This is a genomic window from Schinkia azotoformans LMG 9581 (assembly GCF_000307855.1).
GTDB classification, from domain to species: Bacteria; Bacillota; Bacilli; order Bacillales; family Bacillaceae_J; genus Schinkia; species Schinkia azotoformans.
The window spans coordinates 1-18,925 of record NZ_AJLR01000034.1 but is presented as its reverse complement, the minus strand read 5'-3'; the positions used below and the strand labels follow the sequence as shown (position 1 = coordinate 18,925).

18 protein-coding genes and 2 tRNA genes are annotated in these 18,925 nt (G+C 36.4%); 12 read left to right on the top strand and 8 right to left on the bottom strand.

Annotated features, from left to right (window positions below; all coding sequences use genetic code 11):
* On the bottom strand, positions 1–1,359 hold the full coding sequence (locus BAZO_RS02300; protein ID WP_003329624.1) for a spore germination protein: 1,359 nt from the start codon (positions 1,357–1,359) through the stop codon (positions 1–3).
* Positions 1,360–1,518: 159 nt separating this feature from the next.
* Here BAZO_RS02300 and BAZO_RS02295 point away from each other — a divergent pair, with 159 nt between their 5' ends.
* On the top strand, positions 1,519–2,487 hold the full coding sequence (locus BAZO_RS02295) for a YeiH family protein (protein WP_003329623.1): 969 nt from the start codon (positions 1,519–1,521) through the stop codon (positions 2,485–2,487).
* Between the two features lie 95 nt (positions 2,488–2,582).
* On the opposite strand, the gene BAZO_RS02290 is transcribed toward BAZO_RS02295, so the two are convergent.
* Positions 2,583–4,319, bottom strand: coding sequence for a globin-coupled sensor protein (locus tag BAZO_RS02290; protein ID WP_003329622.1), 1,737 nt, complete (start codon positions 4,317–4,319; stop codon positions 2,583–2,585).
* Between the two features lie 315 nt (positions 4,320–4,634).
* Here BAZO_RS02290 and BAZO_RS02285 point away from each other — a divergent pair, with 315 nt between their 5' ends.
* The 3 genes from BAZO_RS02285 to BAZO_RS02275 all read left to right on the top strand — a co-directional run bounded on the left by BAZO_RS02285 (position 4,635) and on the right by BAZO_RS02275 (position 7,015).
* Positions 4,635–5,507, top strand: a complete 873-nt coding sequence (locus BAZO_RS02285) for a putative RNA methyltransferase (RefSeq protein ID WP_039956929.1) — start codon at positions 4,635–4,637, stop codon at positions 5,505–5,507.
* A gap of 136 nt (positions 5,508–5,643) precedes the next feature.
* Positions 5,644–6,132 carry a GNAT family N-acetyltransferase gene (locus BAZO_RS02280; protein WP_003329620.1) on the top strand — a complete coding sequence of 163 codons (489 nt, stop codon included), beginning with the start codon at positions 5,644–5,646 and terminating at the stop codon, positions 6,130–6,132.
* A 10-nt stretch (positions 6,133–6,142) separates the two neighbouring features.
* Entirely contained in the window at positions 6,143–7,015 is an 873-nt protein-coding gene (locus BAZO_RS02275; protein ID WP_003329619.1) for a metal-dependent hydrolase, read from the top strand.
* A gap of 121 nt (positions 7,016–7,136) precedes the next feature.
* Here BAZO_RS02275 and BAZO_RS02270 read toward each other — a convergent pair whose 3' ends face one another.
* The 4 genes from BAZO_RS02270 to BAZO_RS02255 all read right to left on the bottom strand — a co-directional run bounded on the left by BAZO_RS02270 (position 7,137) and on the right by BAZO_RS02255 (position 10,352).
* The gene (locus BAZO_RS02270) at positions 7,137–7,802 is read right to left on the bottom strand and encodes an SdpI family protein (RefSeq protein WP_003329618.1); all 666 of its coding nucleotides are present in this window, start codon (positions 7,800–7,802) and stop codon (positions 7,137–7,139) included.
* Positions 7,792–8,073 (bottom strand): autorepressor SdpR family transcription factor, encoded by a 282-nt coding sequence (locus tag BAZO_RS02265; protein WP_003329617.1) that lies wholly within the window; start codon positions 8,071–8,073, stop codon positions 7,792–7,794. The genes BAZO_RS02270 and BAZO_RS02265 overlap by 11 nt, the downstream gene beginning before the upstream one ends.
* A 372-nt stretch (positions 8,074–8,445) precedes the next feature.
* Entirely contained in the window at positions 8,446–9,609 is a 1,164-nt protein-coding gene (locus BAZO_RS02260) for a toxic anion resistance protein (protein ID WP_003329616.1), read from the bottom strand.
* Between the two features lie 5 nt (positions 9,610–9,614).
* On the bottom strand, positions 9,615–10,352 hold the full coding sequence (locus BAZO_RS02255) for a 5-bromo-4-chloroindolyl phosphate hydrolysis family protein (RefSeq protein ID WP_003329615.1): 738 nt from the start codon (positions 10,350–10,352) through the stop codon (positions 9,615–9,617).
* 241 nt (positions 10,353–10,593) lie between these two features.
* On the opposite strand from BAZO_RS02255, the gene BAZO_RS02250 reads away from it, so the two are divergent.
* The gene (locus BAZO_RS02250; RefSeq protein ID WP_035196206.1) at positions 10,594–12,102 is read left to right on the top strand and encodes a flotillin family protein; all 1,509 of its coding nucleotides are present in this window, start codon (positions 10,594–10,596) and stop codon (positions 12,100–12,102) included.
* A gap of 68 nt (positions 12,103–12,170) precedes the next feature.
* Here the strand turns inward: BAZO_RS02250 and BAZO_RS02245 are convergent, their stop codons facing one another.
* Together BAZO_RS02245 and BAZO_RS21490 are read right to left on the bottom strand one after the other, a co-directional pair.
* Entirely contained in the window at positions 12,171–12,980 is an 810-nt protein-coding gene (locus BAZO_RS02245) for a squalene/phytoene synthase family protein (protein WP_003329612.1), read from the bottom strand.
* A gap of 188 nt (positions 12,981–13,168) precedes the next feature.
* On the bottom strand, positions 13,169–13,342 hold the full coding sequence (locus BAZO_RS21490; RefSeq protein ID WP_081585625.1) for a Fur-regulated basic protein FbpA: 174 nt from the start codon (positions 13,340–13,342) through the stop codon (positions 13,169–13,171).
* A gap of 228 nt (positions 13,343–13,570) precedes the next feature.
* Here BAZO_RS21490 and BAZO_RS02240 point away from each other — a divergent pair, with 228 nt between their 5' ends.
* The 7 genes from BAZO_RS02240 (at position 13,571) to BAZO_RS02215 (ending at position 18,803) form a co-directional block, all read left to right on the top strand.
* On the top strand, positions 13,571–14,863 hold the full coding sequence (locus tag BAZO_RS02240) for an ATP-binding protein (protein ID WP_003329611.1): 1,293 nt from the start codon (positions 13,571–13,573) through the stop codon (positions 14,861–14,863).
* Positions 14,864–15,585: 722 nt separating this feature from the next.
* Positions 15,586–16,035, top strand: a complete 450-nt coding sequence (locus BAZO_RS02235) for a hypothetical protein (protein WP_003329610.1) — start codon at positions 15,586–15,588, stop codon at positions 16,033–16,035.
* Between the two features lie 102 nt (positions 16,036–16,137).
* Positions 16,138–16,305, top strand: a complete 168-nt coding sequence (locus BAZO_RS22630) for a hypothetical protein (protein ID WP_003329609.1) — start codon at positions 16,138–16,140, stop codon at positions 16,303–16,305.
* Between the two features lie 65 nt (positions 16,306–16,370).
* Positions 16,371–17,885 carry a glycoside hydrolase family 26 protein gene (locus BAZO_RS02230; protein ID WP_003329608.1) on the top strand — a complete coding sequence of 505 codons (1,515 nt, stop codon included), beginning with the start codon at positions 16,371–16,373 and terminating at the stop codon, positions 17,883–17,885.
* A gap of 117 nt (positions 17,886–18,002) precedes the next feature.
* Entirely contained in the window at positions 18,003–18,437 is a 435-nt protein-coding gene (locus BAZO_RS02225; RefSeq protein WP_003329607.1) for a DUF1284 domain-containing protein, read from the top strand.
* A gap of 211 nt (positions 18,438–18,648) precedes the next feature.
* Positions 18,649–18,722, top strand: a tRNA-Trp gene (locus tag BAZO_RS02220).
* A gap of 8 nt (positions 18,723–18,730) precedes the next feature.
* Positions 18,731–18,803: transfer RNA gene (locus tag BAZO_RS02215), tRNA-His, on the top strand.
* The last annotated feature ends 122 nt before the right edge of the window (positions 18,804–18,925 follow it).

Genomic DNA, 18,925 nt, shown 5'->3' with positions numbered 1-18,925 from the left:
TCAAGTCTTAAACATTTTCTTTGACTCGGAAGGCTTTGCCAAAAATAGTTTTAGATAAGGTTGACCAAAGCTATCAAGATTAACTAGATAAGCAATTAATACAAATATACCGATTACGATCCCCACCAGTCCAAAAAAGATTGCAATGAACAATAGAATGTATTTCGTCAATCTAAAGGAAAAACTCAACGTACTAATAGGAATGACAAAATTAGAAATAGCAACGGCAGAGACTATAATAATCATGATGTTACTAACAAGACTTGCGTCAGTGGCAGCTTGACCTAAAATTAAACCACCTACGGTAGTAGCGGTTTGGCCGATTGTTTTTGGTAAGCGAATACTAGCCTCGGTTAATAATTCCATCATCAATAACATAAATAATACTTCTAAATAGGAAGGATAGGGTACGTTTGCCCTGCTCCCAGCGATTGATAATGCGAGCTGTACTCGAAAAAGTTCCGGGCTATAAGATGTAACCGCAACATAAAATGCCGGCAATGTGATCGTAAATAGTAATCCAATATACCGTAGTGAAAGTAAAAATCGACTAGTCCAAAAGGGCTGATACACTTCCGCCATTGATGTCATAAAGTCATAAAAAACCGTTGGAATAATAATCGCAAAAGGTGAACCAGATACGATTAGTACGATCTTCCCTTGAGCTATATTATAGACAACTCGATCTGGTCTTTCAGTCATCATTATAGTGGGAAATAAAGACCGGTTTCGTCTTGTTATCAGATCATTTAATTGCTCTCCTGATTGAAATAGATCTACATTTAATTCATTAAGCATTTTTTGGGCCTTTATTAATACATCCTTATTTACTGTTTGCTCATCATAAAGTATTGCAACTTTTGTTCTTGAAACGGACCCTACAACTGTATTTTTTACTTTTAAAGATGTTTGCGGGTATCGTTCCCGAATTAGCGTAATATTTATTGCCAGATTGCTGCTTAATGCCAGATGAGGCCCTTGTATCGTCGTTTCGACAGATGATTCCGACAGCGTATCATCAACATCTTTTTTAAAATCAATTAGAAACAAAAAATGTTCCAGGAGTAATAAAATACGACCTGATAATAATTCCTGCAAGGCATCAGCTTCATCCTGAAAGTTCTTCGTTTTTGGATTTGATTGAAGATGGTTTGAAAATTCACTTAATTGCTCTATTTCAAAAAAGGGCTTGATGACTATAGTTTGAATATTCATTTCATCAACTAAGCTTTTGTAATATAGAATAGAGAGCTTTTTTCCTTTTGATTCTACATCCTTTTTTACAATATCAATTGATGGGGATAGTTTTTCATTAATCTGATTGAATACCTTTTCTGAATTATCATTTTTGAAAAACATAAAAATCCTCTTTTCACTTCTATTGGAAAATCCTAGAGTATAATAAGGTTACTTTGCCCAATTTAAATACTTTTTATTGTATTTTTAAGGCGAAAAAATCGGAATTATATTAAAATAAAATAACTAAGTCGCAATTGGTTTAAGGTTAGGGGTGTTTAAATGTATAAGGGTATTGGGTTCACGTTTTTAATTGCATTATTGGGGTATGGTCTGGCTTTGATTCCGGGATTTAAACAGATTGGGCCAATGGCCTGTGCTATTATTTTGGCTGTTGTATATCGACAAATTTGGGGTTATCCAGATACTTTCCGCACCGGAATCCAATTTGCTTCCAAGAAATTATTGCGTTTTGCGATTATTTTGTACGGATTGAAATTAAATATGGATGTTATTTTTCATGAAGGGCTAGGATTGCTTGCCTGGGATGCGGGAACAATTATTTTTGCAATTACTGTAACGCTTTTACTGGCTAAATGGTTGAAGGCGGACACTTCGATCTCTCTTTTATTAGGAGTAGGAACGGGAGTATGTGGAGCGGCGGCGATTGCAGCAGTTGCACCGATTATTAAAGCGAAGGATGAGGATACGGCAACTAGCGTTGGGATCATTGCCTTAGTCGGAACTGTTTTTTCGATTTGCTATACACTGTTATTGCCTATTTTAGATGTGACGGCAGAAAAATACGGCATCTGGTCTGGCATTAGTCTTCATGAGCTTGCCCATGTTGCACTAGCCGCAGCTCCCGGTGGACAAGATGCTTTGGCTATCGGTTTACTAGCTAAACTGGGAAGGGTGTTCTTACTCATTCCATTATGCTTTATTCTTGTCTATTGGATGAAACGAAAAAATCATTCGGAATCGAACGGGAAAGTTGATATTCCATGGTTTCTCTTTGGATTTATTGCAATGAGCTTTTTTGGAAGCTATGTTCTTGGTACATACTTACCTGTGACAGATTCATTTATGAGCGGAGTTGCTACAGCTACAACTTTTATATTAACAACGGCAATGGTTGGGCTGGGATTAAATATTAGTCTTGCGGACGTCAAAACAAAAGCAATGCGCCCTTTTGTAGCGATGTTGATTACATCTGTAGCTCTTTCACTGTTGACTTTTGTTTTACTGTAAAAAACCAACAAAATAGCAGATTGAGATTTTTGTCCTCAATCTGCTATCTGACTACAAAGAAGTAATTTAGATTATATATTATCACGTACTTACTTTTATTTACTTTGCCTTAGTTGTTTTTCATACTCTAAATCGTTTAAAAGCTCATTAATACGTTGTAGGACTTCTTTGGAGGCTTCTTCTAGATTGGATAAGTGTTCTTCTGCTTGTACCATATCTTTAGCTAAATAGGCTTCGGCTGCTTTCTTGGCACACTCATGGACATGGCGGTGTGGTTCATTTAACTTTTGATAGCTGGAAAAGTGTCTGCAACGCTCCTTTGTATTTTCATGAAAATACCATTTGCCTAATCGACAATGATTGTGGGATGTTACTTCATTTGGATCGATTGTTTCCAGCCCCAAGAACATATTATAGATACGCCACTTCCATAATATATGATCTGTTTTGGATAGGCTTAATAATGCCTTTGTAGATAAAAGGATATTATTATTATTAATCATATTTTGTCTGAATGAATCGATTGTCTGACTTAGTGTGTAAACAGCAGATCCCGTGTTTCTTCCTAATTCTCGTACATCTTCAGACAAGTTGGAAATCGAGGCCATACGGTTTGAAATGTCATCAGTCGCAGCTGCCTGTTCCTCACATACTGCCGCTATGCTATTCGTATTTTCATTAATTTCTTCAACGATTTCAACAATCTCTGATAATAAAGGTAAGGCTTCCTGAGCTTCCGTGGTAGCTTTTTCAATAACAACGGAAGTAGAATTGATAGAGTCTGACACTTCAGTAGAGAAGGCACGCAAATTTTGAACATTATGATTTACTTGCTTCACGGAAGAAACTGTATTTTCAGCTAACTTCCTGACTTCATTCGCAACGACAGCAAAGCCTTTTCCATGTTCGCCGGCTCGTGCAGCTTCAATTGAAGCATTTAGTGCCAGCAAATTTGTTTGGTCGGCAATCCCGTTAATTAAACCAACAATGTCTTCAATAGTGGAGACATATACTTTTAATTGTGAGAAATTTTTTACAATGTTCTCAAATGTATCACGGGTATGGACGATTTCGTCTAAAGCATTACTTATGACATGCCTTCCATTTTCAGCCTTATTAACAGCAAGGGCTGTTTTTTCAGAAACATGTGTTGCAGATCTTGCAACGTCGGCAATCGAAGCAGAAATTTCTTCAGTTGCGGCTGACGCATTCTGTATCTCGTGATTTTGTTCTTCTAAGCTTTGAATTAATCCTTTAATGAACATAATTTCTGCATTTTTATCCATTAACTGGGCAATGCCTTCAGAAACCTGCTCCACTACTTTTTCAGTGAAAACTTCAATCAATATTTGCTGATCTATGTTAATGGCTCGTTGAAGTACTTCTAATAACTGTAGGCATTTATGAGGATTTTGCCCCTTCTTAGCCAATAGGTTGGTAATTAAATAAAAATTAAACTGATTGAATGCAACGACGAGCTTGCCGATGTTATAATGATGTGTTCGAAGTTCCTCAAAAAAGGAAATAATCTGATCAACGTATTCTTCGTTCCGTTCCTCATAGAAAAAAATGTTAATATAGCGTTCAATGGATGCTGTTGAAATCCTTTCAATTCCTTCAGCTTTTAACTCTTTTAAATATGTTTCAAAAATTCTGACCATTTCATTTGTGCTTGATTCTAATAATGATACGATTTCCTTTAGCCTTGCTTGATCCTCGGTTGTGAAATGATTATAGGCTAACGTATCTTTAAATCGTCCCTTAACTTCAATATCAGTTCCATATTGAAGGAACTTATCAATATTGACTCTTGGTTTTAGCTTATCGAACATATTCATCTCTCCTATTAGTAATAAAATCCATCTTTCAGACTATAAGCCTATTATACTGGTAAATATTCCATATGTTAATTAACTTTATTGTGATAAAAGTATAAAATATGGATTATTCATTATCCGGCTAATAGTAGGCGCAGTGATCAGCATTACGAAAAAGCGGATACAAAAGGGTTCTAAGCTCCTTTGAGATTTTTACATTGTTTTCTTTGGCTTTTTCTGATAAATAATATAATGAGGTAGCTGTGTATCACAGGCAAATCACCTGTGATTTTTTAACTTTTAGGAGGTTTGAAAGGAAGTCCATTTATAATGTCAAAAAAAATAAATAGTGCGAGACGTGTTAGCAAAAATATATTGGCCTTTAAATGCCCACTTTGCGAAAGTGAGATGAGAGTGGTTGAACATAAAAGTTTAATTTGCACCAACAATCACACTTTTGATTTTGCAAAACAAGGATATCTCAATTTGATGACTCAGCAGTCAAATAGCCATTACAGCAAAGAGCTTTTTGAAGCAAGACACAAAATAATTAATGGCAGTGAATTATATGATGAGATGCATAAGTCAATATCCAACGTTATTAAAAATAGTATGGATACGTCTATAAATCCATGTTTGATCGTTGATTTAGGGTGCGGAGAAGGGTCACACTTACAACGAATAATAGATGGATGTGAGATCGAGGCGATTACTGGGGTTGGTCTTGATATAGCAAAAGAAGGGATTGTTGCAGCGGCTAAAAGGTACGAAAATCCGATTTGGCTTGTTGGAGACTTAGCAAAATCCCCGTTGGCCGATCACTCATTTTATGTTATTCTCAATATTTTATCGCCATCAAATTACAAGGAATTCAAGCGAATGTTAGTTCAGGATGGTCTCGTCATAAAAGTGGTGCCAGGTCCCAACTACTTAAAAGAAATTCGAGAGGCACTTTTTGAAAGTACTGAGAAAAAAGATTACAAAAATGATGATACAATATCACTTTTTAAAGAACATTTTAAGGTAATACATAATATTAAACTTAATTATACAAAAATACTTACTAAAGAAGAACTTTACAATTTAGTGGGGATGACACCGCTTGCTTGGTCTGGGGACCAAGATCGGATAAATGCCTTCCGCAATCAGGCTTCCGCAGAAATCACCGTTGATTTAGAAATCTTAGTTGGAATAAATAAGTAATCAAAATAATGGATGTGGATAAGTGATGCAAGCGAATGGTTTTCCTGGTAGGTACAAAAGCATTGGTAGAAGCAGGAAAACCATTGGTAAGAAGAGTGAATTAATGAACCGGTGAAATCAAGAGGGGAGAAATAGTATGTTCAAAATACGAAACGCAAAAATGGATGATCTACAGGATGTAGTAGACATCGAAAATCTTTGTTTTATTAAAACAGAGGCTGCTACGAAAGAAGCCTTTATCAAACGTATTCAATATACTCCTGATAGTTTTTTTGTAGCGGAAGATGAGAACGGGAAAATTGTTGGAATTGTCAACGGTCCGGTCATTGAAAATGAGTTCATAACAGATGATCTATTTAGTGAAAGTAAGGAAAATCCAAAACTAGGTGGTCATCAAAGTGTGCTAGGCTTGGCAGTAACTCCGCAATATCAAAAACGGGGGATCTCATCAATGCTGCTGACACATCTTGAAAATGAAGCAAAAGCGAAGAACCGTAAAACTGTGACGCTCACCTGTAAAGAAAATTTTGTTCCTTTTTACGAAAAGATGGGCTATATGAATCGGGGGCTTTCAGAATCTGGGCATGGAGGCGTTACTTGGTATAACATGACAAAAAAATTATAGGGGGATAAAAATGGACACGATCACCCACACATTATTTGGTCTCTCCCTATATGGCGCCTTCAAAAATGAAAAAGAAACGAAACGTTATAACCGCGCTTTGTTAGTATCAACCATCGGCGCCAGTCAAATTCCAGATATCGATATCGTTTCTAGGGTTTGGGATACAGAAGGCTTATATCAAATGTGGCACCGCGGAATTACCCATTCGGTATTTTTAACACCTTTATGGGCGTTCACATTTTTCTTCCTAATGTGGATCTTCTTTCGCGTAAAAGATAGGCGGCTATTTTATATTTCGTGGCTGGCTGTTCTTATCCATGATACAAGCGATTTGTTCAATGCATGGGGGACCGGCTATTTAGAACCCTTTTCTAACACTAGGATCACGTTTGGAACGATTCCTATTGTTGATTTTGTGCTTTGGATTATTATCCTGGCGGCTTTTGTCATTTCCAAACGACCGACATTGCCGACTCAAAAAATATTTCGACTGGCATGGCTTGCAATGGGTCTCCATGTCATCATCCAATCAGTATATGGTTTTTATATTTATAGTCAGTATGATGGGAACTATGAAGAAGTCGCACTTTCTGCCGGTTTTGTCCCTTTTAACTTCACCGTCATTGGCAAAAGTGAAGAAATCGTTGATATCATTGATACTAGTTTTATTAAAGAGGACCAAATTCTTTATCATTTAAAATCTAATGAAGGGGCTGATTTAGACCTGCTTTTTGAAAAACGCCCAGAAGCTAAAACCCTTTATCAGTGGGCTCCGTTTGTCGTCATTGTCGATGATGAGAACTATTTAGGCTTGTACGACCCAAGATTTTATCGAAAAGGGCAGTCGTTTTTATTTGAATATATTAAAAAGGGGGAGCTGTAACTATGTCAGCTCCCTTATTTCGTTGAATATTGTAAATAACTTAAAAAAATGTAAATGCTGATGGTGTTTTGATATCATGTGACGAGAATAGTTTAAAGCAGGTATTTTTAGTCAGTACTCTTTATTGTTGATGATCCAATTTCTTAAAAAGAAAATAAGAATAAACCATTGGTATTATTGTAATAATGGCTAAAACGATCATCATGTAAACAAAGGCTATATTTCCGGGTAAAAACGCCAAAATTACAACAAGCAATCCACCAGTTAACCAAAGTGGTCCGCCAAGACGATGTGTTCGGCGCCAAACTTCTTCATTTGCCAACGTCCAAGGTGTTCGAATTCCTATCGTATAGTTAAATCGAATACGTGACATATAATTGCCAAGAAACATAAAGAGAATTCCTATACAAATTAATATAATCATTTGAATATTAACGGAATGCCCAAGATTATAAAATAGTAATGTTATCATCATAACACTTAGAAAAGCAGAAAAAATTAAGCGAAAAATATCATAAGTTGGTTCAAATTTATCATAATTTCTTTTTTGGGGATCGATGTAGCGAGTTACCTTCATTAATAATGGAACGCCAATGAGTAAAAAGATGTTGAACAGTAAGAAGGTAATCTTCCCTTGGTAGCCGTTCGGTTTACCGCTTATTCCAAAATGAGTGGCTAATTCATTAGGGAGTTTATTATAAAACGTTACTAGTAACCCAGTTGGAATTAGAATAATAATTAAAATGAAAAAGTCATATTTATTCCATTTCATTTTACTAGTGCTCATTGTTGGTTTCCTCCTCTTTTTCTAGAATATCCAAAAACCAGCCAACCATTTCTTGAACTACTGAAGTATTTAGTGAATAGATGATGTGCTGGCCTTTTCGTTCATCAATCACAAGTTTTGCTTGTTTTAACTGATTGAGGTGGTGGGAAATGCTTGGTTTAGTCATATTGAATTGATCCGCAATTTCGCCTGCAGTCATATCCTTTTCCCTAAGAAGGCGTAGAATTTTTCGCCGCGTCGGGTCAGACAATGCCTTGAATGATTCATTCATTGAGATCGCCTCTTTTTATTGATTAGATATTTAGATAATTATCTAAATGAATTTTACCATGATTTCGTATCCTGTGACAAGTGGGGTAAATTAAAAAACACATGACTATTATAAAATAAAGGTCATGTGTTTTATGTTTGGGAAAGGTTCTACTTAAACGCATACTCCGAGTTTACGTAACAGATGGCATTCTTCCTAATTCCCGTAACTTTAACGATACATGATTAAGCAGGTTTACCATTCGATAACCAAAGAAAAGGATGGTTAGAAATAAGCTAATTAGAATATTCAATATAGATCCCTCCACATTGAAGTTTTGTGTTAGTGACTAACACTTAGCTTATTTTTTATCTAAGTAAAAAAGTTATACCACTATTTCAAACTTAATAGCGTTTGTTTCATCTCATCTTCCATTTTGATTAATTCCTGTTCAGCCTGTTGGCGTTTCATTCGTCCTTCATGCTGTATGCGGATAGTTTCTTGTAATGTTGTAATTAAATTTTCCTGTGTTTTTTTCAACGTTTCAATATCGACCAGGCCGCGTTCGTTTTCGATCGCGGTCTCAATACTGTTTGTTTTTAGCATTTCCGCATTTTTAAGTAAAAGTTCATTTGTCGTTTTGCTCACTTGCTTTTGTGCTTCTACTGCGCGCTTTTGTCTATAAAGTGTTAAGGCAATCGTAATTTGATTTTTCCATAGTGGTATGGCTGTTAAAATCGATGATTGAATTTTTTCCACTAGCGCTTGATTCATATTTTGAATCATCCGGATTTGCGGTGCGCTTTGAATTGTAATTTGACGGCTTAGCTTCAAGTCATGCAGGCGTTTTTCAAGTCTGTCTGCAAACTGGACTAAGTCATTTAAATCCTGATAAACCATTTGGTCGTCCGATTGTTCGGCTTTCTGCTTTAATGCGGGTATATCCTTTGCATGAAGCTCTTCTAATTTTAGTTCACCAGCTGCAATATAAATATTTAGGCCATCAAAGTATTCCTTGTTTTTTTGAAACAGTTCATCAAGCATCTTATTATCAGTTAGTAGAATATTTTTTTGATGATCAAGTTTTACCCCGATTTTATCAATTTGGGACCCAATTTTTTGATACTTTGACAAAATTTCATTGACTGAGGTTGATACCTTATTGAAAATCCGCTTAAATATATTTTTCTTTTCACCGCTTAATTCCTCTGGATTGACCTGTTCAAGCTTTTGCATAAGCTCCTTTAAAATGTCGCCAATTGGACCAGTATCTTTTTTCTGAACGTGCTCAAGCATTGAATGTGAAAAGTTGGAAAGCTTTGTTTGCGCTGCTGTTCCGAATTGGATGATGGCCTGCTGATCCTTAGGATTGATTTGTGTAGCTAATTCCATTGCTTTTTGGCGGTAGACTTCAGGCAATGAATCGATCATTCGCCTTGGTCTATCTTCTTTAAATTGGGTAACAACAGGCTCGTTTTCAATTTCACCAAATGGGTTTGCCAGCAGATCGTCTAGAGCATTGTTCATCTCGTTTGAAGATTTTATTTCGTTACTCATATTTTTTATCTCCTTTCGTCCGGTACCTTATTTTTTTCCCGACGGGCTTGGTCTGTAAAATTAATTTTAATTGATTGTGGTGGCTCTTGGATTAGGTTTTGATTTTGCGTTTGTTCCATAAATCCATTTTGCAGGTCATGGGTTTGCCGTGCAACATCAAGTTCCATATTTAAGGTCTCAATATCGTTTGAAAGGACGGTAAGTAAGTCTTCATTCAGTGATTTCACTAGTTTTTCCAATGTTTCTTCTGTTTCTGAAAGCGACTTTCGAACCTCTAAATCTTTAATATTTTGGCGTGACAAAAATACGTAGCGTTCCGATAATTCAACAACAGAATCTAAATGATAGAAGAAAAATCGTTCTGCTTGATAAAAACGCTTTGGTTCCTTTTTTACAATTTGATAAATCTGTTTAACAAGTCGTTGCAGGTTGCCCAGTAGTTTCGCTGCACGAAAAGAGCGAATGCTAAGTAGCACTTTATTAAGACGCTTGATCTTTTGGTTTGCCTCTTTAACATTTTGAGCAATATACTGATACTCTTTTTTTGTTAATTGATTTTCTTTTAAAAGTTTATTCTGTCCGCGCTTTTTTAAAATGAAATTGGCTAATCCACCCCCAAGTATTGCTAACAAAGAGGAGTTCAAGAATGATTGCTCAAATCCAAAATAAGCGGTCGGCCAGATGATTCCAACTATTATCACTGAAATCAAACTGCGAAATAAAAACGTTAAGACGGATCTCATAAAAAATTCTCTCCTAGAAATGAAATTACGATTACTACTATTATACGACAAAAGATGCAGACAAGTTTCATCATTGATGGTATTTTCTTAGGAAGCGTCAAATCTAGGTACAATATCCTAATTATTAATAATTTTGTAACTTTTTTGGAATGGCTGTCGTATTAATTAATGGGAGCGGGGAAAACAATGTTTATTCAATTATACCCTGCTTACCATCTCTCAGGAGGAGTGGTTGGTTGCAATGCTTAATATTATCTGGTTAAGTTTAGGTGGTATTATTCTTTTATTTTTACTTATTGGTGGTGGGATTGGCTTTTTTATTTTAAAAAAGCATTACCGAACGGCGAGTTCTAACCAAGCGCTTATTATTACAGGTCCGAAACTGGGGAATCCTGATAGCGACCCGCGTATTTTTGAAGACGAAAACGGCAGAAGTTTAAAAATTATCCGCGGAGGTGGGGTTCGCTTAAGATTGTTCCAAACATGTACACCCGTTGATTTAAATTCATTCCAAATTAAATTAACAACTCCAAAAGTGTACACAGCTCAAGGGGTGCCGGTTATAGCAGATGCGATTACCTCAGTTAAAATCGCTGACTCTTTAATTGGAATCGCTAATTATGCTGAACAATTTTTAGGAAAAAAACAGCATGAGATTGAAGAAGAGGTCTCAAAGGTCCTCGGGACAAATCTGCGGGCTATTTTATCGAAATTAACAGTAGAAGAGATTAATAATGACCGGGAATCCTTTAATCAACAAGTGCAGGAAATAGCGCAAAAAGAACTTGATAACATGGGTTTTAAGATCACTTCATTTGGTTTAGATGATCTTCGAGATGCGGATGAGGAAAATGGATATTTAGATAATCTTGGACGACCGCGGATTGCGGAAATTCGCAAAAAAGCTGAAATGGCAGAGTCAGATGCGGAAAAAGAAACACGAATCTATAAAGCGAAAAATGATCAAGAAGCCCAGGATGAGGAAAATAAGCGTCTTACTGTAATCGCCGAATCAAAGAAAGAGAAGGATATTAAGGAAGCACAAATAAAAGAAGAAACGGAAAGAGCACGGGCAAAGGCGGAACAATCTTATGAATTGGAAAAAGCAAGACTCGCCCAGCAAGTCAAGGAAGAGGAAATGAAGATTCAGTTCATTGAGCGTCAGCGTCAAGTAGAATTGGAGCTTGAGGAACAAAAACGCCGGAAAGCACTGGCAGATTCTAATGCCTATGATATTAAAGCAAAAGCAGAGGCAGAAGCGGATAAAGCGCGAATTGATGGAGAGACAAAAGCACTCATTGAAAAGCAAAAAGGATTGGCTGAAGCTGCAGTTATCCGTGAACGAGGGCGTGCTGAGGCTGAGGCGAAGGAATTAATGGCACAAGCGATGGCGAAATACGGGGAAGCGGCAATCCTCGAAATGTTCATGGATATGCTGCCTAAGTATGCTCGTGAAGTAGCACAACCACTTTCCAAGATTGAAGGCATGAAGGTGATTGATATGGGTGGCTCTGATTCCAGTGGAGCTGCGAAGATCACAAACAATGTGACGAAAACAATGCTTGGACTACAGGAAAGTTTGAAAGAAAGCACAGGAATGGATTTAAAGGCGATGTTAGAGAGCTTTGTATCTCGTGGGAATGTAAATAATTTTGATGACTCGAAATCAGAAATAGCCGTAGGAGGGGAAGAGGATAGGGAAACACAGCTTCATGAGCCAGTTATGGACCAGGAGAAACAAGATAAATAGTGATTGATAGATAGAGGCCGCCTCCAATTTAAGAGTCGGCCTCATTCATTGTGTAAAGGGGAAACCTATCATCCAATGATCGTATCAACAATCTTGATTACTTCCTCACGTTTCAATTTTTCCCGGTTGTTTTCAATAACTCTCAATGTACCGTAGGCAAGAGCTAGTGGAATAGAACAAAATTCATAAATATGCTTGGAGTGAATAGAGGCAATATATTGATCTGCTTGGGACAATTGCTTTTTAGCATATTCAATCATTCTTTCCTGTGTCCAACCATCTGGATAAAAGGATACACCGCGGTCTTGATCCTCCCCCCGGTTACGGATAATGTTTACGGCTTGTAAACCTCGTCCAAAAGCTATGGCTAGATCTGCATCTGTATTAATACCATCATGCCATTTCCATAAAGTAGATAGTAATTCACCAACCAATCCAGCAACGTAATATGTATAATCATCAAGATCCTTCTCTGTTCGAACAACCCAGTTCCGTTCCGTCCAAGACGCCATCCCATAAGCCATTTTTGAAACGAAAAATCGTACCTTTTCCGTAATCTCTGATGGTAGTAGGGTAAGCCAATCATCAATCCGGACTGTCACCTCTGGCAATACGTCGTCTAAATCGGCAAATACTGGGGAAAGGGGAGTTCCGATCTTAAGAATTTGTTCTCCGATAGATCTAAGGAGGCGAATTTTATCTTCTTTAGGTAAGATTGGGTGGTCTTCAATTTCATCAATACTGCGCATACAAAGGTATGCTGCCATGACAACATGATTGAGCGAGCCTTCCAAACGGGATATAGGAATAACAAAAGTACGGCTCGTTTGAGTTAGCACCTCTTGTGCCTCCTGTAATAAATTTTTTCTATCTTTCATAGGTTTCCCTCATTTCTTTCAAGGTGGTCAGATTGATTATTCAGAAGAGCTCAAAATCATTATATTCCTTCTATTATATATCATATAAGAAATTCCCGGATAGAGCCAATAATTAGGCTAAAAAAGAATATAAAAAAACTGACCTGTTGGTCAGTCCTATCATAAAACAATAAACAAATAAAATGTTATTATTGAGAAAGAGTACAGAATGTAAATTGATTATTGGTTAATGAACATAGTTCCTTTTTAAGTTCGTTTTCGGTTGCTTCATATAATTGACGGCCATCTGGCATTTTAAACAAACCGATATTTAAAAGGATATCAATGAAGTAGTCTTTCCCTTCATGACTGTTATACAACATAATCCTCACCTCTAAATTGAAAGCGTTTACAATTATTATTATAAATCTTTATTTAGATTTTGTCAATGTAACAATTGCCTTTTGAAAAGATAATTGTATCCATCTTAAGTGAATTTTGTAAAATAAATATACTAAAAAATTGACTTACTTTAAAAGGAGTTCTTCTGTATATGTCGAATACTTATTGGACGGAAAAGGGAAAAATGGAGAAAAAAGTAGGAATAGATAATGTTTGATTTTATTAGAGATATTGCACCAAATTTATTTTTTATATTGTTTTTAGTATTTTTGTACCAATATTGGTCTGAAAAGCGGGAATGGTCTAAGCCAATAAAGCAAATTGCCGTTTTTCTGTTTGGAGCTTTAAGTATTGTCTTATGCATGAAATTTACAATACCTACCGATAATGGTTTGGTTTTCGATTTGCGCTACATTCCATTTATAATTGGTGGTTTATATGGTGGACCACTTGTCACGATTGGATTATACCTTATTATGTTCATACTGCGTCTTTCGATTGGTGGAATGGTAGGAATTATAATAACGACAACAATAGCGACATTGATCGCTGTTCTTATCTTATCGATTTATGAAAAATTTACGACATGGTCTTCTATTGAAAAAATATCGTTTGCTACTACACTGGGTACCTATTCAGCGTTAACTGTTGCCGTTATGACGGTTCTTATTAGCCCTGGAGCGGGTATGGATCAAAAAAATTGGATTGCTTATATTGTTGCTTACCTTGTAGGAACATGGATTAGTACGAGGGTTGTGGAGGATATTCGCCAGCATGAGCTTCTCCAAAGGAAATTGATAAGAAATGAAAAATTGGAAGCAGTTAGTCATCTCGCCTCCAGTATTTCACATGAAGTACGAAATCCGTTGACGACAAGTAGAGGATTTATGCAACTTCTAAGTGAACAGGATGTACCCGTTCATTGTAAAGAATACATTAAAATTTCAATTGAGGAGATTGACCGGGCGGCCGGTATAATCCAAGATTATTTAACGTTTGCCAAGCCATCCCCGGAAAAGGTTGAAATCCTTCAAACAAAGGACGAACTTAAGCGTGCGATGGATGTTATGCAGCCGTTAGCAAATATGAATAATGTTGAGCTTCAATCCGTTTTAATGGAAGGTTCCATAAAGGCTGAGCGATCCAGACTGCAGCAATGTTTAGTAAACTTAATGAAAAATGCAATTGAAGCCATGCCAAATGGTGGGTTATTATCAGTCTATTCGAATGTTATAGATGACAAAACGGTTGTGATTCGGATAAGGGATACCGGAATTGGGATGGATGCCAATCAGCTTTCACGCTTAGGAGAACCTTATTTTTCAACGAAAGAAATAAAAGGAACGGGTCTTGGTATGATGGTCGTTTATCGCATCATTGAATCGATGAATGGTTTTATTGAGGTGGAAAGCGAAGTAGGAAAAGGGACGTGTTTTACGATTACCTTGCCAATGAAAAAGAGAGCAAAAGAAAAAATTAGTTTGCAAAGAGAAGTTGTATAGAAAATGAAAAAAGCCTGTAATCTCATTTGATTACAGGACTTTTGCTAGATAGTAAAAAATCGACCACTCCATAGTTGATAAAGAAAGAGTATTGACATTTTCCGTTAATACCCCATATAGTATAAGTGAATACCAGATAGGGTAAGTAAAACGAATTGAATTCACAAAAATGGAGGAGTTTTATGGTTAAAATAACAGGGGCAGCAATAACGGAAATTATGAAGGAGTTCCAAGAAGCATTTGATGCAGGAAAGGATCTATTCGTTCGATTGAAAATGGAGCTTTGTTGAGGTGGACCTAGGCTTCAACTGGCTCTGGAAGAGTCAGTTTCAGAAAATGACGAGATCATCGAAGTAAGCGGAATTAGGTTAATAATCAGTGAAAGAGATCAAGCCTATCTTAATCATGGGAAAATCGATTATGTCAAAAACATTTTTGGTGAAGGTCAGTTTGTTGTCCTTCGGGTATAAATAGGGGGAGCTATAGGCTGCTCCTATTTATTTTGTACTATAAAGTATAAAATTTTATGGATTATAGTATAAGAAAAGACATCGTAATTTGCCATCATGGGGAAATTACGTATTTTTTTAACGTTAGATGGTATATTTTGTAATAGAAATGTTGAATCTTCAAGCTAATTCCAGTTGAAATATATGCTAATGTTGAATTGGATATGTATTTCCGTTTTAGCATCTACTTTTTTCATTAAGGAAGTGGTAAAGATGGAAAACTCGAATTGGTGTGAAGAAGTTTCTGAGAGAATTTTAAATGTGTTGTTAGTAATAGATGAAAAACAGGCAAAAAAATATAAAGTGAGCATGCTTTTCCGGATTGTTCAACGTTTGGACCATTTCTCCATGACCAATGGCTGTTCCGATTGTGAAAGCTTAAAAGAAAATATTAATGATTTGCTTTTATTTTTAGAGACACAAAATGATATGGATCATAAGCAATATAAAGAAACTTTTAAATTGATTATTAACCATCTGGTGAAAAAGCACGGTTTAGTTGAGGATGGAACATATCTAAGCCTTGGAATGACTTACGGACTAATCTTAGGGGTAGCATTGTCTAGTATTTATTATATGGCAATTGCTTTTGGGATGTTGTTTGGGTTAATATTTGGCTCAGCTCTGGACAATAAAATGAAAAAACAGGGTAGGGTCATTTAAATTTTTAGGTGGATATGCACCTATTAAAGAATCTAGATAGAGGCAAGATATACCACTAGTGGTAAAAACTTCATCACTGCTTTTTTGAAAGGAGATACCAATATGAGAAATCGGTTGTACACTTTTTATTTTGCTGTAATCGGAATTATAGCCTTTTTTACACATGAAATCGTTACCTTCCTAATGCTTGGATTTGTTATAATCGCCCTACATAATATCAATTCTACTTTGAAAGATATTTTAAAAAATATGAATGAAAAAAAGCAGTAATTGTATATTTTCTCTTGAATTAAGAACTCTATTATTTATATGGAAAATAGATGGAGGGTTCTTTAATGAAAAAACATCTCATTTGGATTGCAGTCATTCTTGTTTTTACGAACGTTTTATTAATGCAGGATGTAACTGTGGCAAGTGACCCAGCTGAGCTAAAAATGAATCTTGAAAAAGCAATTAATAATGAAAAATGGAACTATGCTGCTACCTATAGCAAAGACTTAGCCGAGTTTTATGATACAAACCAAGACTACAACAAAGCTGTCCAATATTATCGGGCGACAGCCGATTATTGGGCAAAGGCAGGACATGCCGATTGGGGAATTGTGAATTTAATTAGGGCCGATCATATCGATACGGAGCTGGACCTATTCGTTGAAGAGACCAATTCAGATCAAGAAAAGCTAGCGAAATTTGAACCTCCAAGCGGGACTTATTTAGGTATGTTTGTAGCCGGAAAACGGGAAAACGGTAGCGTCAATAAAGTGAACGAGCTATATGGGAAGAAACACGCCATCTATTTAACATATACAACATGGAGGAAGAAATATGATGATACAAATTCATATTTTCCATTGTCATTTGCTCAAAAAGTAAAAGAAAATGGTGGGGCAATGCAAATTGGCTGGGAACCATCCAAAGGTTTGGATGATGTAGTAGATGATGACTATGTAAGGCAATTTGCAAGAGAGGCAAAATCTACAGGAATTCCTGTGTTCCTTCGATTTGCCGGTGAAATGAACGGCGAATGGGTCCCATGGAGCGGCAATCCGGAGAAATATCGAGAAAAATTTAAATTAATTCACGATATAATGGCGGAAGAGGCCCCCAATGTAGCCATGGTTTGGTCGCCTAATTTTTTGCCGCGCCACAATATTGAACCCTATTATCCAGGGGATGATATTGTCGATTGGGTAGGTTTCTCCCTGTATACAATTCCATTTTCACATGGGAAAGAGGTGCCGGGCGGAAATCCAATTGATTATTTGCGACCGCTTTATGAAAAATATAGTCATAAGCCAATCATGCTATCGGAAGGAGCAGTTTCCCATTATAGTTATGAATTAGGTAAGGATTTTTCAGAATGGGCTGCAGGGCAAATTGGGAATATGTATGGATTTTTACCAAGGCTTTACCCTAAAGTCAAAGCCATTACTTATTTTAATCTAGATAAAAGAACAACAAATTATGATAATCAGAATAATAATTATGATATGGGCGATAGCAGGCTTGTTGATAACACCTATAAAAGAATTATTGCCAGCGATTGGTTTTTATCAGATGTTACAGCAAGTGGTTCAGGGCAAAAGGCTTCTAAATTTGAACGCATTGAAAATATTTCAAAACTAGCCAATAAACGAAATTGCTTTGTTTATGTGAAATTACCTTTAGGTGAGCAGCCTTATGTTGTCGCCGCCTACCAAGGAAAAAACAAATTAGCTGAATCCTATGTCCAGCCTTGGGAAATGCAAATTGATTTTTCTAAGGTACGGGAGAGTGAACCGATTACAGTAATTGCCTATGACCGTAACTTGAAGAGTCTTGCTAAGGAGAATTTTATGAGTAGGAGATGAGCCGCATCTCCTTTTTTTATTTTCCCTAGTATTGTTGTAAAAATGTTACAGTATTATAAAATAGAGAAAAATAGTTTAAGAGGAAGTCATCAAAAAAATTCAAAGGTGGGGAAGAATTTGAAAAAGAAGATTCTTCGTGGGCATCATCTACTATGCGTTCACGGCTTCAAAGGGATGGGATACAGTTCGGACTTCGTTGAAAAAATGAGTGAAATAGTGGAAGAAATACGTGATCAAACAATTGATTTTCCGATTCAGGTAGTTGTAGGATTGGATGAAACCTGTTCCTTTTGCCCGAATAAAAAGGAGGACTACTGCAACTCGCCTAAGTCAAACTCGTTTGTTATCAACTTAGATGAAAAAGTAGTACGTCATTTAGGTTTAAAAGCAGGTGAAGAATATAAAAAAAGTGAGCTCGTTTCACTTGTAGCCCAAAAGGTTAAGCCTGAAGACCTTGATCACTTGTGTGAAGACTGTTCATGGCTTTCCTATGGAGTTTGCAAGGAAGGAATTGCGAATCTGAAAAAGGGAATAATATTGGAAAATTATTAACAGATAGTTGCAGAGGACCGGTAAAATTTTGTCGGTCTTTTTAATATAATTCACTTGAGTAAACAAAATTCTTGATTTTCCATTAATGTGTGGTATTATTAATTTTCAGCGTCATTCTAATATGTATTACTTAAATTTTATTTAAAGCGTCTATTGACTTCTGCGAAGTAATTTGATAATCTTATTTTTGTCGTTAAGAGAATTTTAGATTAGGGGCATAGTTTAACGGTAGAACTGAGGTCTCCAAAACCTCCAGCGTGGGTTCGATTCCTACTGCCCCTGCCAATATAATGGCGACTGTGGCGAAGTGGTTAACGCACCGGATTGTGGCTCCGGCATTCGTGGGTTCGATTCCCATCAGTCGCCCCTTTCAAACAACATGAATTATCTTTTTAAAAAAAGTTATTGACTTCTTGGAAGATAAGTAGTATGATAGCTTTTGTTGCTGAATGGTAGTAACAAACAAGAATGAAATGATCTTTGAAAAC